This window comes from Nitrospira sp. SG-bin1, assembly GCA_002083365.1.
Lineage (GTDB): Bacteria > Nitrospirota > Nitrospiria > Nitrospirales > Nitrospiraceae > Nitrospira_D.
Window position 1 is genome coordinate 14,975 of sequence record LVWS01000041.1, and the last position, 13,568, is coordinate 28,542.

The following is a 13,568-nucleotide window of genomic DNA, read 5'->3' on the forward strand; positions in this document are numbered from 1 at the left end:
GAGTCGCAAGTCACGGATTTATGGGTAGGGGTTCCTCGGAGGAGAAAGAGAAAAGCAGTCGGTAGTCGTCGTCGCGTGAACGCCAAACGCGAAACCAGGAACACGAAACATGCCGTCGTCGCAACTCTGTGTGCCCGTCACCGAATCCAGCCAGCCGTCGGCGGCACGTCGAGAGGCGGTCCGGCTTGCGCAACAAGAAGGCTTGGACGAACAAGAGATCAGCAAGGTGGCCTTGGTCGTCACCGAGTTGGCCACCAACCTCGTCAAACATGCGACCCGCGGCGAACTTTTGATACGGCCTATCGAACGGAACGGAACAGCGGGAATCGAAGTGTTGTCGTTGGACCGGGGTCCCGGCATCCACGATGTGGCCCGCGCACTCGGCGACGGCTATTCGACAGCCGGAAGCCCCGGTTCCGGATTGGGCGCGTTGCAACGGACCGCCGGCGAATTCGATTTGTACTCGCAGGCCGGCAAGGGAACCGTCGTCGTCGCAAGGATATGGAGCCGCCACTCGCCAACGCTGTCTTCTCACGGCGGGGCTCTGGGCGTGGTTCATCAGGCCAAGCCCGGGGAGACAGTCTGTGGAGATCAATGGACGGTGCGATGGTTCGCGGACGGATGGACCTGTGCCCTGGCGGACGGCCTGGGACACGGCATGATCGCAGCGGCAGCGGCACAGCCGGCCGTGGCTGCCGTCCGACAGGCGGAGGGCAAACGATCCGCGATTGAGCTTTTGCGGGCCGCTCATGAGGCCGCGAAACCCACAAGAGGGGCCGCCTTTGCCGTCGCCGTACTGGATACCGAGGTCGCAATGGTTCGCTTTTCAGGAATCGGGAACATCGCCGCGGTCGTCCTGAACGGCGACGAACGGCGCCATCTCGTTTCTCACAACGGCATCCTGGGCCATGAATGCCGAAGCGCGACTGAATATACTCAACCATGGAACAAGAATGCCTTGCTTCTGCTGCACAGCGACGGGATTGGCACTCATTGGGATTTCAATCAGTACCCAGGGTTGTTGTCGCGTGACCCGAGCCTCATCGCCGGCATCTTGTATCGGGATTTTACGCGTGGGCGGGACGACGCGACGGTGCTAGTGGTGAAGGACCCATGCCGCACCATCTCTACGGAGTTCTGAAACAGTATTGAGAAGACCATGAGCTATCTCAGGAATTATGGCTCACACCATTAGTCACGTTGCCGTGAATTATGAGGACGACGTGGTCACCGCACGACAGCGGGCACGACAGGTGGCCACGGCCCTGACGTTCGACGAACAAGACCGGACGCGGATCTCCACCGCGGTCTCCGAACTGGCCCGCGCGTTCCAGCAAGGGCCCCGGGGCACGCAAGTCGAATTCCTACTGGAGGGAGAATCGGCACCCCAAGTGTTGCTGATCCGCATCAGCGATGCGTCACGACTCAAACCCAACGGACGCTCCCAACCTCCCGGACAGGTTCGTGACGATTCGCTGTCGGAAAGTTGGACCACTGCGCTGCAGTCCGCGCGCAGACTCATGGATCAATGCGCGATCCAAGAGGTGGACGGCACGGTGGTCGGCATTCAGCTGACCAAACTGCTCCCGAAGCGGGCTCCTCTCTTTTCAGCGCAATCGTTGGAGCGAATCACCGCGCAACTGAGCCGAAAACAGCCGCACGATCCCATCGCGGAAGTGCGCCAACAGAATCAGGAACTGTTGCACGCTCTGGAGGAACTCCATGAACGACAACAAGATCTCGTGCGGCTCAATCGTGAGCTCGAAGATACCAACCGAGGGGTCGTGGCGCTCTACGCGGAGTTGGACGAAAAAGCGGGGCACCTGCGGCGCGCCGATGAGATGAAGTCCCGCTTCTTGTCCAACATGAGCCACGAGTTCCGCACGCCGCTCAACGCGATTCTGGCCTTATCCCAGCTGCTCTTGGACAGGGCCGACGGCGAGTTGACGGCCGAGCAGGAAAAACAGGTGAGCTATATCCGAAAAGGCGGCGAAGACTTGTTGGAATTGGTGAACGACCTGCTGGACCTCGCCAAGATCGAAGCCGGGAAAACCGACGTGCGTCCGTCCGAGTTCCTGGCCTCCAATCTCTTCAGCGCTCTTCGGGGCATGCTGCGCCCCCTGCTGCTGTCCGACCGCGTCAATCTCATCTTCGACCCTCCCGACCACATTCCGCCGATGAAGACCGACGAGGCCAAGGTGTCGCAGATTCTGCGGAACTTCATCTCGAACGCTCTCAAGTTCACCGAGCAGGGTGAAATCCGGGTTCGGGCGGAGCTCATGGGAGAGGGAAACCGGGTGGCATTCTCGGTCTCCGATACCGGCATCGGCATCGCGGAGGCCGATCAGACTCGCATCTTCGAAGAGTTCTCGCAACTCGACAATCCGATTCAGCGCAAGGTGAAAGGAACGGGTCTGGGCTTGCCGTTGTGCAAGAAACTGGCGGAGTTGCTGGGCGGAACGGTGAGCGTTTCCAGCCGCCCCGGTATCGGGTCCACCTTTTCCGCGGTCATTCCCCTCACCTACGTCACGACCGGTGAGCCCGACGGCGATCTCGCCGGCTCACTTCCGATGAAGGAGGAAGATGGTCGAGTACCCGTGCTCATCGTGGAGGATGAACCGGAGATACGATTGCTCTACGAGAAGTATCTGCGTCGCACGCCGTTTCAACCCATTCCGGCCGGCAGTATCGCCCATGCTCGAGAACAGCTTCGCCGGCATCGCGTGGCGGGGATCGTGCTCGATATTCTCTTGCCCGACGAATCGGCGTGGCAATGGTTGGCGGAACTCAAAGGACAGGAGACGACTCGAGACATCCCGGTGCTCGTGGTCTCTTCGGTGGAAGACGACCGCAAAGGGCTCGCGTTGGGAGCGGATGACTATTGCTTGAAGCCGGTGCGGAGAGAATGGTTGCTGGATCGACTCGAGCGCGTCACCGGTGTACCGCGCGATGGACGAGCGGCTCCCGTCGTGCTGATCATCGACGACCAAGAGGCCGATCGGTATATCCTCCGGCGCCATCTCGCTGAAACCGGCTATGCCGTGGTCGAAGCGGACGGCGGCGAAACAGGCATGAACATGGCACGTCGGCTCAAACCGAAACACATCCTCTTGGATCTCAACATGCCCGACATGGATGGTTTCGACATATTGACTCGCCTGCGGACGGATCAATCGACCTCCGCCATTCCTGTCACCGTCGTCACATCCTCCATGCCGCTTCCCGAGCGCGATGGACGACTCGCGCATGCGCGCGTTGTCCTCAGTAAAAACGATCTTTCACCTGCCATGTTGAAGCAGGCGCTGGACGAGACGCCACGACCCATCGCGCGTGATTCACCGCGAGAACCGACCGCGGGGCGAAGTCACGTGGAACGGAGTCATGTGATCAAACCGTGAGGGCTGCTCCTCACCGGTACGGCAACGGTACATGGACAACCATCCCAACCCACGAGAGGCCATGACACGCACGACGGAGCCCTTTAAAGTAGACCGCGTGACGATTCTCAACGTGGACGACAGCCATGCCGGTCGCTATGTCAAGACGCGGCTCCTCCGCAAAGCCGGGTATCACGTCCTTGATGCCGCCACCGGCATGGACACCGTGCGGCTCACCCGTTCACATCGTCCTCAGCTCGTGGTGCTCGACGTGAACTTGCCCGACATGGACGGACTCGAAGCTTGCCGCATCATCAAAGCCGATCCCGACACCGCCTCGACCATGGTGTTGCTGGTTTCTGCATCACGCGTGGGCATGAAAGACAAAATCATTGGGTTGGAGGAAGGCGCCGACGGCTATCTGATTGAACCGATCGAATCCGAGGAATTCCTCGCCACCGTGAAGGCGCTCTTGCGATTGCAACACAGTGAGCAACGACGCGAATTGGCCCTGAAGGCGACCAATGACGTGGTCTGGGATTGGGACGCGGTGGCGGATCATCTGATTTGGAGCCAAGCGGGAGCGGAGCGTTTCGGGTGGAACGATGTCGTGGAAAAGCCCCAGCCGGTCGCCTGGTGGATGGAGCGGGTGCATCCCGAAGACCGACCTCGTGTCGTCGAACGGTTTTCGACCTCGTTGGAAGAAACCTCCGTGGTGCGGTGGAACGATGAATACCGGTTCCTGCAAGCCAGTGGACTCTATGCGTGGGTGATGGATCGAGGCTACATGGTTCGAGACTCGGCGGGAAACGTCACGCGAATCGTGGGTGCCATGCAGGATGTCACCGCCACCCGCTTGGCGCTTCAGGCTCTGCACGCCAGTGAGGAACGTCTTACGCTTGCCATGGCGGCCGGTCAGATGGGATCGTGGGACTGGAACGTCCTCACCGGCGAGGTGCAATGGTCACCGGGCCATTTTTCTCTGCTCGGCCTGCGGACCGATCAAGTCCGTCCCTCGTATGAAAGCTGGGCTTCCCGCGTGCATCCGGATGATCTGGCCCGAGTCGAGGCGACACTTCGACGCACGATGTCGGAACACGAAGAATATCGCGCGGATTTTCGTGTCGTCTGGCCGGACCGGAGTGTCCGTTGGATGGCCGGACGCGGGCGATACGAGTATGCCGCGGACGGGCGCTGTACCCGCATGGTGGGCATCATGGTGGACGTCACGGAGCGTAAACAGGCTGAACAAACGCTCAGGGACACGGAAGAACGGCTGCGCCTTGCCATGGAGTCGGCCGCCATCGGCACCTGGGATCTGAATCTCATCACCGGCATCCATCGTTGGAATCACCGATGCAAAGCGATGTTCGGATTATCGCCCGATGCCGATGTATCGCAGGAGGATTACCTCGCGATGATTCATCCGGATGATCGGGCATGTGTCATCGCCGCCGCCAAGCGGTCGACGGATCCCGACGGAGACGGCTCCTACGACGTTGAGTGCCGGATCGTGAGGTCGGACCGTCGTGAAATATGGGTGAGGGTCATGGGTCGGGCCTTGTTTGAAGAACGCGGCGGACAACGACAGGCCGTCCGGTTCATCGGCACCGTGCTGGATATTACCGAAAGCAAACAGGCGCAGGAACACCTCCAACGTTGGGGCAGCGAGCTGCAACGGGCCGTGAACATCAAGACGATGGAACTGACACAATCCCAGGAACGACTGCGCGCGCTGACAGCCGATCTCAACTTGACCGAGCAACGCGAGCGAAGGCGGTTGGCCACGGACCTGCATGATTATTTGGCGCAATTGCTGGTGGTGATGCGCATGAAGTTGCGCCAGGCCGTGCCGCTTGTTCCGATCGAGAAGGCATCCGCGCTCCTCAAGGAGGCTGATCAGGCCCTGACCCAGGCGTTGAACTACACTCGATCACTGGTCGCCGAACTCGCCCCACCGACACTGAACGAATTCGGGTTGTTGCAGTCGATTGAATGGCTGGCATCCCAGATGCGGCAACATGGTCTCACGGTCGAGATACACCCTGCCGCCCAAGCGCTCTCCTTACCGGAAGATCAAGCCATCCTCTTGTTTCAATCGGTACGTGAGCTCCTCTACAACGTGCTGAAACATGCCCGCACGGACAGAGCGACGGTGTCGCTGATGATCACCCCGAACAGTGAGTTGCACATTGTGGTGGAAGATAAAGGTAAAGGATTCGACCTCGCGACGCTCGAGCTGCACCGCACCGACTCGGCTCGTTTCGGTCTCTTTAGCTTGACAGAACGCATGGCCACCATGGGGGGTCGCGTCTCCATCGACTCCGCCGTCGGTCGAGGCACGAGCGTCACCTTGCTCATGCCCTATTGGCGGAGCGACGCAAACGATGAACCTTCCGCGCCAAGCGCCGAACCAACAAACACGGTCCGGGACTTCGAACCTGCAACACCCCTGGAGGAGCCGGAACGCGTCGTTCAGGACCCCGACGAGAAACCACGCATTCGCGTCCTGTTGGTGGACGACCACGCGATCGTTCGCCAAGGTTTGCGCAGCCTCCTGGAGAGCTATGCCGACATCGAAGTCGTCGGTGAAGCGGCGGACGGCAAAGAATCGCTCGTTTTCGTCGAGCGTGTGCGGCCTTCGGTCATCGTCATGGATCTGAATATGCCGAACATGAACGGTATTGATGCCACGGCCATCATCAAATCGCGACATCCCGACGTCATCGTTGTCGGGCTGTCGGTCAACGCCGGCGAAGACAACCGTGTCGCCATGATTCAAGCCGGAGCGTCCGCTTTGTTGACGAAGGAAGCCGCAGTCGATCAATTGTACGGCATGATTCACGGTGCCGTCGCGACAAGATCATAACGTCGTGTGACACCTTCCCTAGGGGCACTCCTAGTGGTGAGAGGGAGCCGGAGAAGATATCAATATATCAGCGTCCATACTTATGGCACTGCGGCTTCTTTCTTTCATAGAATTCCAAAAAAGTATAAGAGAACAAGCAAGCTGGCCGGCACGCCCAATAACCACAGAATGAAGTATCGCATAGCATCCTCCTCATGGAGTAACGGCGCACTGTAATCAACCATGTCCCGCTCTCCCGCTCATGGGACCCGACTCCGCTTTGCCGCCACGGCACGTGGCGCCGTCGGAAGTTGCGGAATTGGCGGGTGAACGGGAGGGGACGGCGGCGGATCCGGCAATGGAGGTTGCGGAGGTGGAAAGGGACCGGGATCGGGAGGCATGGGGTCTGGATCTGGATCGGGGCCCGGCTTATGATGACGTGTACGATGATTCTTCCTTATCATGGTTGCAGTATAGCAACGGATCCGTAGCTCATCGGACTAGTAGGCTCCCTTGCGGGCGGCGCGAATGCACGCGAATGTATAGGAAGGCATGCCGGACTTTCCTCTCTACGACTGACGAATCCTACTTGATGCAGCAGGAGGGGCTCTGCGCTCGTCTTGTGGCAGCGAAAGAAGGAGGTTCCCCGTGACTACTCGGCCTACCGTCTTATTGGCGGACGATCATGTCCTCATTGCACAAGGCATTCAAAAACTGTTGGAACCGGATTTCGAACTGCTGAAGATCGTGTCGGACGGCCGCGCCTTGATTGAAGCGATCAAGGAATGTCGGCCGGACGCAGCCATCGTCGACATTTCTCTCCCGCTGCTCAATGGGCTGGATGCATCCCGTCAAATTCTGAAGCAGCACCCTGAGATCAAGATTGTCATCCTCACGATGCACTCGGAAGCAAGTTTCGTCGCGGAAGCGCTCCGCGTGGGAGTATCGGGCTATGTTCTCAAGCAGTCGGTCGGGTCGGAATTGACGCAGGCTCTCCAAGAGGTGTTGAACGGCAAAACCTTCATCTCTCCACTCTTGGTCGATCAGGCCAGCCATCCCCCCGCCAATGGAGAGACTGAAGACGCACCCTCCGGATTTGCGCACACGCTCAGCCTGCGACAGCGGGAAGTGTTACAGCTCGTCGCTGAAGGCAAATCCATCAAAGAGGTGGCGGCTGTCTTGAACGTGTCGATCAAGACCGTGGAGTTTCATAAAACGCGGATCATGAGGCAGCTCGGCATGAGATCGGCGGCTCAGCTTACGAAATACGCCATCGCCAACGGGCTCATCTCCATCCACTAGCCCGATCGGAACCCGGTACGGCCGGATCGGTGCGTGCGGTCGGTCATAGGGCCGTCATCCCGGAAGCGAGCGCCACTCGAATCAGATCGGACGTGGTCCGGACACCCAGTTTGCGGGTAATGTTGGCTTTGTGGAACTCCACCGTCTTCATGGAAATATTGAGCTCCTTGGCGATGAGCTTGGTGGAAGACCCGTTGGCTAGCATCGCAAGGATTTGACGCTGCCGTTCCGTGAGATTGGTCGTGTAGCCTTCCGGCCGAGACCATTGACATTCCATCGCCTCGCGAACCTCGATATCGAGTTTGGAAGACACGAATCGATGATTCGCCATGACGCTCTTGACGGCGGCATACAGTTCGTCGGCGGCATCTTGCTTCAAGACATAGCCCATGGCCCCCGCTCGGAACCCTTCGCTGACCGCGATGGCTTCGGTCAGCATCGTGACGAAGATGATTTTGACCGCCGGCAAAAGGTTCTTCAGCCTCCGAGCCGCTTCGAATCCGTTCATGCCCGGCATGTTGGCGTCGAGAAGTACGATGTCCGGATGCAGGCGCTTGGCTTCGTCCAGCACTTCTTGTCCGGTTTGAGCGGTCCCCACGACCGAAAATTCCGGCTCGAGCAATTGTTTCACACTCTCCAGCACCAACGGATGGTCATCGGCTAACAAGATTCTCGCGCTATACATAGGATCCTCTGGGTCATATGGCCGACAGGTCTCTTTTAGTACAGCCTGCAGCCAATCATGGCAGTCGCTCCAGAACAATCCGACTGGGGATATCCCTAGTAGGGCTTCACGCTTGTCGGTATGCTCGTCGGATCGTCAGGCGCAGCCGGGGAGATTCGGAACGTTTTTGGAAACAGTCCCACGAGAATGGTCATGAGCACGGCCCCCGCCAGTGCCGCGGCCATGTCCTTTTGCGCATCCCATTCATCCCCTTGCGTACCGAGGTATGCGGCGCCGAGATCCGGGCTTACGATTCCCGCGACGACCGCTTCCACGAGTTCGAACAATCCGCTTTGGGCCAGCGTGCCGCTGATAGGAAGGTAGCCAGCCCAAAAACCTCGCACGGAACCGGTTCGTACGAGCAGTTCCTTCAACGGATAGACCAATAAGAAACCGAACGCGAAATGGACGATACGGTCGAATGGGTTTCGGCTCAGCGACAATATATCTTTCAACCAAAAACCCAGAGGCACCTCCGCATAGGTATAATGGGCTCCCACCGCGTGGAGAGACATGAACAGCGTGATGAGCAGATAAGAAAGAGAAGAGAAGCGGAATCGTCGATGCGTTGCGATCAACGTGCCGACCAAGGCCAAAGCCAACAGATTTTCCAAGGCCCAATCCTTGCGATCAAGCGGTGCCACCGCAAGGATGCTCCACCACAGGACATACCAAGCCAGGAAAATATGGGGAGCGTAAGTCTTGGTATGCATCGCCGACCGGATACGAGATGCGGTGAAACCATCCGCCTTGATTTGATAAGCGCGACCCCTAAAGTGCCGACCCAGGCTCCTCCGCTGCAACGGGCGCAGATCCGGCGGAAACCCTGCGCAGAATACGAAACCCAAGGAGGATGCCCATACACAACAGGGATCCGTACATCGCGGCCGCCATGTCCTTCTGGGCATCCCACACATCGCCCTGTGCCCCTAAGTACGCCGGGCCGAGTTCCGGGTGGACCGCCTGAGTCACCCAGGCCTCCAGAATTTCCCACAGAGCGCTCAGTCCCAAAACCGTGATCACAGGCAAGTAATACAGTACCCATCCGCGCGCACGGCCGAGCAGGCGAAAGGTTTCTTCCATGGGATAGGCCAACAGAAAGCCGAAACTGAAGTGCACGATGCGGTCGAAGTGATTGCGCCCCAGATGCAATACGTCATTCAACCAGGTCCCGACGGGAACTTGGGCATAGGTGTAATGGACCCCGACCGTATGGAGCGTCAAGAATCCCATGATCAAGAGATACGAGAGTGGTGAGAGAGGCACATATCGGTAGCTTGCGATGAGCCCAATCACGAAAAGCACCGGGAGAACACTCGCCATCACCCAAAACTGGCGATCCACAGGAGAATACGCCAACCAGACGAACAGGCCGACGTACCAGGTCACCAATCCGATCAGCAGGCGTTTAACCCGATCCATGGCGCAACCACCTCCACTTTTCATCGTTCTTTCATCATGAACCGTTCTTGATGCTACCGGTTGACCACGTTTCATGCAAGCCCATCAGGACCACTCCACCATAGGCAAGCGCCTTGAGAGGAGGAACTTTCCACCCCTCATTCACAAATTCGGCGCGGTCTACGGGTAGACTGAAGACAGAACTTCAGAACGATCGTGACGCTGTTCTCATCGGATGGGCCAACCCGCGGTAAGAGCGTCCTAGATGTTGCGGTGATTCGCCATTGCGGCAATCGTTCCGGCGAGGCAACGAACCAAGAAGCGGTCGCGTTGCCTCGCTTGCACCGCGGAAAGGAGGGTCCTCACATCGGCAAGTCAGACGATCGGTCTGGGTTCTTCTCTCCCTGAACGTATCGGCGATGCAATAGCAGATCGAGCCAGGAGTTCCTTTTGCAAGGCTGCGATATCGGCCTTGGCGCCAAGCGCAAGCTCTTCCACCTTACGCTCGCTCTCCGGCCCCGGCACATGGGAAAACTCGTGGCTGTCTTCATACGCCTGCTCCGTCGTGCCCGTGGCTCTGATCACCATCCCGGCAATCACCCCACCGATCACGGCGATGACGAGCGTCATCGCGATGCCCACGAGTTGAACCCCGGCGACACTCGGCACCACGACGATGGCGCACAGCCCGCCCAACAATCCGGGCATCCCATGAAGATTATGCACGCCGCAGGTATCGACCAGCTTGATCGTGGATTCAAGTCTGGGCTGGATGAACACGAACCCGATGGTGGACAAGGCGCCCGCAAGCAATCCTATGGAAAACGCTCCGGTGGGACTCACGAGGTTACAGGTCGAGCCGATGGCCACGCCGCCCGCCAGGGAGGCATTCGCGATATCCACCATCGAGGCTTTCCCATGATGGAACTTCGAGCTCAGGAAATACGTGGCCAACGTGGCCCCGCTCAGCGCCAAAATCGTATTCACGATGGTTTGAGGCATCTGCTCAAACGGCACGATCGCGGTGGCAAAACTCGGCCAGAACAGCCAGAGGACCATGGAGCCAAGCATCCCGAACCGATCGGAAGTCGGATCGGATTCGATCGGCTGACTCCGCTGCTGCGCCGTTGTCAGTACCAGCGAGGCCGCCAATCCGAAATAGGCGCCGAAGGCATGGATGACGATCGACCCCGCCGAATCCTGAAACCCTTTGGTAAGCCCCGAGCCGTTGTCCAACACCAAGTATTCATTGAGTGCGTAGAACGGCACCAACAGCAGCGTGAGCAGCGCGTATTGAAACACGCGCAGTCGTCCAAGCACCGCTCCCATGGCGATCAACGCGGTCGCCACGGAAAACTCGGCCAGCATCAACGTTTCAACCGAATGGGCTGGTATCGAATGCCCCACGATCCCATTGGAGCGCAGCAACATGTACAGGGGTATTCCGGTTGCCACCACGAGGTAAGTCCCGGTCGTCGCGCCGAAGCCGTACCGTCGGACAAACACCATGAGAAATCCGAACCCCACCACCAACATGGCCAGGATGTGGATCGAGTAGTTATATTGTGCGACCAGGCGCGCCTCGTTGACGGCACCTGCCGGCTCTTCGGCACCGGCCCAACTCGTGATGCACAAGAACAATAGACCTGCAGCACTGAGGACTTTCAACCAGACACTGTTCCGCATGGAGGCCTCCTTGGACAGTAGGAGTGAATGGGGGCTATAGGGCTGGCAGTGTACTCCACCGGCAAGCGCCCTTGTCAAACCCCACCTAAGGCCTAGTCACGGTCCAATAACCCAAACAGCATCCTTCATAGTCAGCCATAGTCAGCAGGAATAGTCAGCGCAGGAAGAAACGGAACAACGACGAGGCAGGCGATAAACCGAGTGAGTATCCGTGTCTCAGCTAAAACCGAGGTGCATAAGAAAAGGCCCGTGGTGGGTGTACCTTTCAAGTCGAGTCGAGATCTTATCAAGCAGGTACCGGCTGAGAGGACTGTACAATAATCTCGTCGATTTCCGATGCATCCAGCACTTCGTTTTTCAGGAGCGCGACTGCCAGCGCCTGTAAACTCACCATCTGTGCGGTCAGTACCTGCTTGGCCCGTTCATAGTTTTCGGTGACGAAGCGTTTGATCTCTAGGTCGATCTCCGACGCCACTTGATTGCTGATATCTACTTTGGCTGAAAAGTCGCGTCCCAGGAACATCGATTTATCTTTCTGTCCGAACGTCAGCGGGCCTAACTTTTCGCTCATGCCCCATTCGCAGACCATCTTGCGCGCGAGATCGGTTGCACGCACCAAATCGTTGCCGGCACCCGTCGTGACCTGCTTGAATACTAACTCTTCCGCTACCCTCCCCCCCATGAGAATCGCCAACGTATTGTACAAATACTCTTTCGAATAATTGTGGTGGTCGTCGGTCGACAACTGCATGGTCACACCTAATGCACGGCCTCTCGGAATAATCGACACTTTGTGAACTGGATCGGTCCCCGGCAAAAATTTGGCCATTAAGGCATGGCCTGCCTCGTGATAGGCGGTGACCCGCTTTTCCTCGTCCGTGAGCATCATGCTCTTGCGCTCGGGACCCATCAAAATCTTGTCTTTGGCCATTTCGAAGTCCACGACTCCGACTTCATTCTTGTTCTGACGAGCAGCCCAGAGCGCAGCCTCATTGACCAAGTTTTCCAGGTCGGCGCCGGTGAAACCGGGAGTTCCTCGAGCGATCTTCTCCAAATCTACATTGGCCGCAACCGGCACTTTCTTCGTGTGTACCTTCAGGATTTCCGAACGGCCTCGGAGATCCGGCTGATTCACCACCACTTGTCTGTCAAACCGGCCCGGCCTCAGCAGAGCCGGGTCAAGCACATCGGGCCGATTGGTCGCGGCAACCAGAATGATGCCTTCCGCTGTATCGAATCCATCCATCTCGACCAGCAACTGGTTCAGTGTTTGCTCACGCTCATCGTTCCCGCCGCCAAGCCCCGCTCCTCTTGACCGTCCGACGGCGTCGATCTCATCGATGAAAATGATACAGGGCGCATGTTTTTTCGCTTCCTCGAACATATCCCGCACGCGAGAGGCCCCGACGCCCACAAACATTTCGACAAAATCCGACCCGCTGATGCTGAAGAAAGGCACACCCGCCTCCCCGGCAATCGCCTTCGCCAATAATGTCTTCCCGGTTCCCGGCGGCCCCACGAGCAAGACACCCTTGGGAATGCGTCCGCCGAGCTTCTGAAACTTTCGCGGATCTTTCAGAAATTCGACCGTTTCCTGTACCTCCTCTTTCACTTCATCAATTCCCGCCACATCGGAAAACGTCACCTTTTTCCGGTCATCCGTCAGCATGCGGGCCCTGCTTTTCACAAGAGACAGGGCTTGATTCCCGACCTGCATGCGTCGCACGAAGAACAACAACCCGAGAAAGAGAGCAAATGGCGCCCAGGTCACAAGAAATTTGATATACCACGGGCTTTCATCGGGTGGTTTGACTTCGATCTGAACATCTTTCTCTCGCAGCACCTGGACGAGGTCAGGATAGTCCGCCGAGTAAGTTCGAAGCCGAAAGTTATCCTTCAACACGCCACTGATCTGATGTCCTTGAATAATGACTCTCTGAATGTCACCCTTGTCGAGTTTCGCCATGAAATCGCTAAAAATGATCTGTTCGTCAAGGGTGCGTGTGGGCGTGGGCAAATTCCACAAGTTAAAGAGAAACACCGTGGATAGGCCTATCACCATCCACAAGAGTAGCTGTTGTGTCTTAGTTCTCACGGTCGCCTCTCATTGGCTCGTACGATAGACTGTCTATCTACGCGAAGCTCTTTCCCTCAGTTGAAGGCGTGTTTGGCGTTCATGCTTTCCCCCCGATTTTGGCTTTGTCCTGGTTCGCCAGCGTTGCATAGGCAA

The 13,568-nt window shown here is 57.9% G+C and carries 10 protein-coding genes; 5 read left to right on the top strand and 5 right to left on the bottom strand.

The features are described from left to right. The first annotated feature begins 109 nt into the window (after positions 1–109). The 5 genes from A4E19_20630 to A4E19_20650 all read left to right on the top strand — a co-directional run bounded on the left by A4E19_20630 (position 110) and on the right by A4E19_20650 (position 7,527). The gene (locus tag A4E19_20630; GenBank protein ID OQW31061.1) at positions 110–1,141 is read left to right on the top strand and encodes a hypothetical protein; all 1,032 of its coding nucleotides are present in this window, start codon (positions 110–112) and stop codon (positions 1,139–1,141) included. Positions 1,142–1,178: 37 nt separating this feature from the next. Further along, a complete protein-coding gene (locus A4E19_20635; GenBank protein OQW31062.1) occupies positions 1,179–3,398 on the top strand; it encodes a hypothetical protein in 2,220 nt (739 codons plus the stop codon). Positions 3,399–3,459: 61 nt separating this feature from the next. After that, entirely contained in the window at positions 3,460–6,246 is a 2,787-nt protein-coding gene (locus A4E19_20640) for a hypothetical protein (GenBank protein ID OQW31063.1), read from the top strand. 337 nt (positions 6,247–6,583) lie between these two features. After that, positions 6,584–6,877, top strand: a complete 294-nt coding sequence (locus A4E19_20645; protein ID OQW31064.1) for a hypothetical protein — start codon at positions 6,584–6,586, stop codon at positions 6,875–6,877. Next, positions 6,874–7,527 carry a hypothetical protein gene (locus tag A4E19_20650; GenBank protein ID OQW31065.1) on the top strand — a complete coding sequence of 218 codons (654 nt, stop codon included), beginning with the start codon at positions 6,874–6,876 and terminating at the stop codon, positions 7,525–7,527. The genes A4E19_20645 and A4E19_20650 overlap by 4 nt, the downstream gene beginning before the upstream one ends. Positions 7,528–7,570: 43 nt before the next feature. Here A4E19_20650 and A4E19_20655 read toward each other — a convergent pair whose 3' ends face one another. The 5 genes from A4E19_20655 to A4E19_20675 all read right to left on the bottom strand — a co-directional run bounded on the left by A4E19_20655 (position 7,571) and on the right by A4E19_20675 (position 13,433). After that, positions 7,571–8,212, bottom strand: a complete 642-nt coding sequence (locus A4E19_20655; protein ID OQW31066.1) for a hypothetical protein — start codon at positions 8,210–8,212, stop codon at positions 7,571–7,573. Positions 8,213–8,307: 95 nt separating this feature from the next. After that, a complete protein-coding gene (locus tag A4E19_20660) occupies positions 8,308–8,964 on the bottom strand; it encodes a hypothetical protein (protein OQW31067.1) in 657 nt (218 codons plus the stop codon). A gap of 58 nt (positions 8,965–9,022) precedes the next feature. Next, positions 9,023–9,697: a hypothetical protein gene (locus A4E19_20665; protein OQW31068.1), complete on the bottom strand. Its 675-nt coding sequence runs from the start codon at positions 9,695–9,697 to the stop codon at positions 9,023–9,025. Between the two features lie 330 nt (positions 9,698–10,027). Further along, a complete protein-coding gene (locus A4E19_20670; GenBank protein OQW31069.1) occupies positions 10,028–11,338 on the bottom strand; it encodes an ammonium transporter in 1,311 nt (436 codons plus the stop codon). 286 nt (positions 11,339–11,624) lie between these two features. Further along, positions 11,625–13,433: a cell division protein FtsH gene (locus A4E19_20675; GenBank protein ID OQW31070.1), complete on the bottom strand. Its 1,809-nt coding sequence runs from the start codon at positions 13,431–13,433 to the stop codon at positions 11,625–11,627. Positions 13,434–13,568 lie beyond the last annotated feature (135 nt).

What these genes read in the sequence shown, in the direction of transcription:
- A4E19_20630 (OQW31061.1), top strand. Translation starts at nt 110, where the DNA reads ATGCCGTCGTCGCAACTCTGTGTGCCCGTCACCGAATCCAGCCAGCCG.
- A4E19_20635 (OQW31062.1), top strand. Translation starts at nt 1,179, where the DNA reads ATGGCTCACACCATTAGTCACGTTGCCGTGAATTATGAGGACGACGTG.
- A4E19_20640 (OQW31063.1), top strand. Translation starts at nt 3,460, where the DNA reads ATGACACGCACGACGGAGCCCTTTAAAGTAGACCGCGTGACGATTCTC.
- A4E19_20645 (OQW31064.1), top strand. Translation starts at nt 6,584, where the DNA reads ATGGAGGTTGCGGAGGTGGAAAGGGACCGGGATCGGGAGGCATGGGGT.
- A4E19_20655 (OQW31066.1), bottom strand. Translation starts at nt 8,212, where the DNA reads ATGTATAGCGCGAGAATCTTGTTAGCCGATGACCATCCGTTGGTGCTG.
- A4E19_20660 (OQW31067.1), bottom strand. Translation starts at nt 8,964, where the DNA reads ATGCATACCAAGACTTACGCTCCCCATATTTTCCTGGCTTGGTATGTC.
- A4E19_20665 (OQW31068.1), bottom strand. Translation starts at nt 9,697, where the DNA reads ATGAAAAGTGGAGGTGGTTGCGCCATGGATCGGGTTAAACGCCTGCTG.
- A4E19_20670 (OQW31069.1), bottom strand. Translation starts at nt 11,338, where the DNA reads ATGCGGAACAGTGTCTGGTTGAAAGTCCTCAGTGCTGCAGGTCTATTG.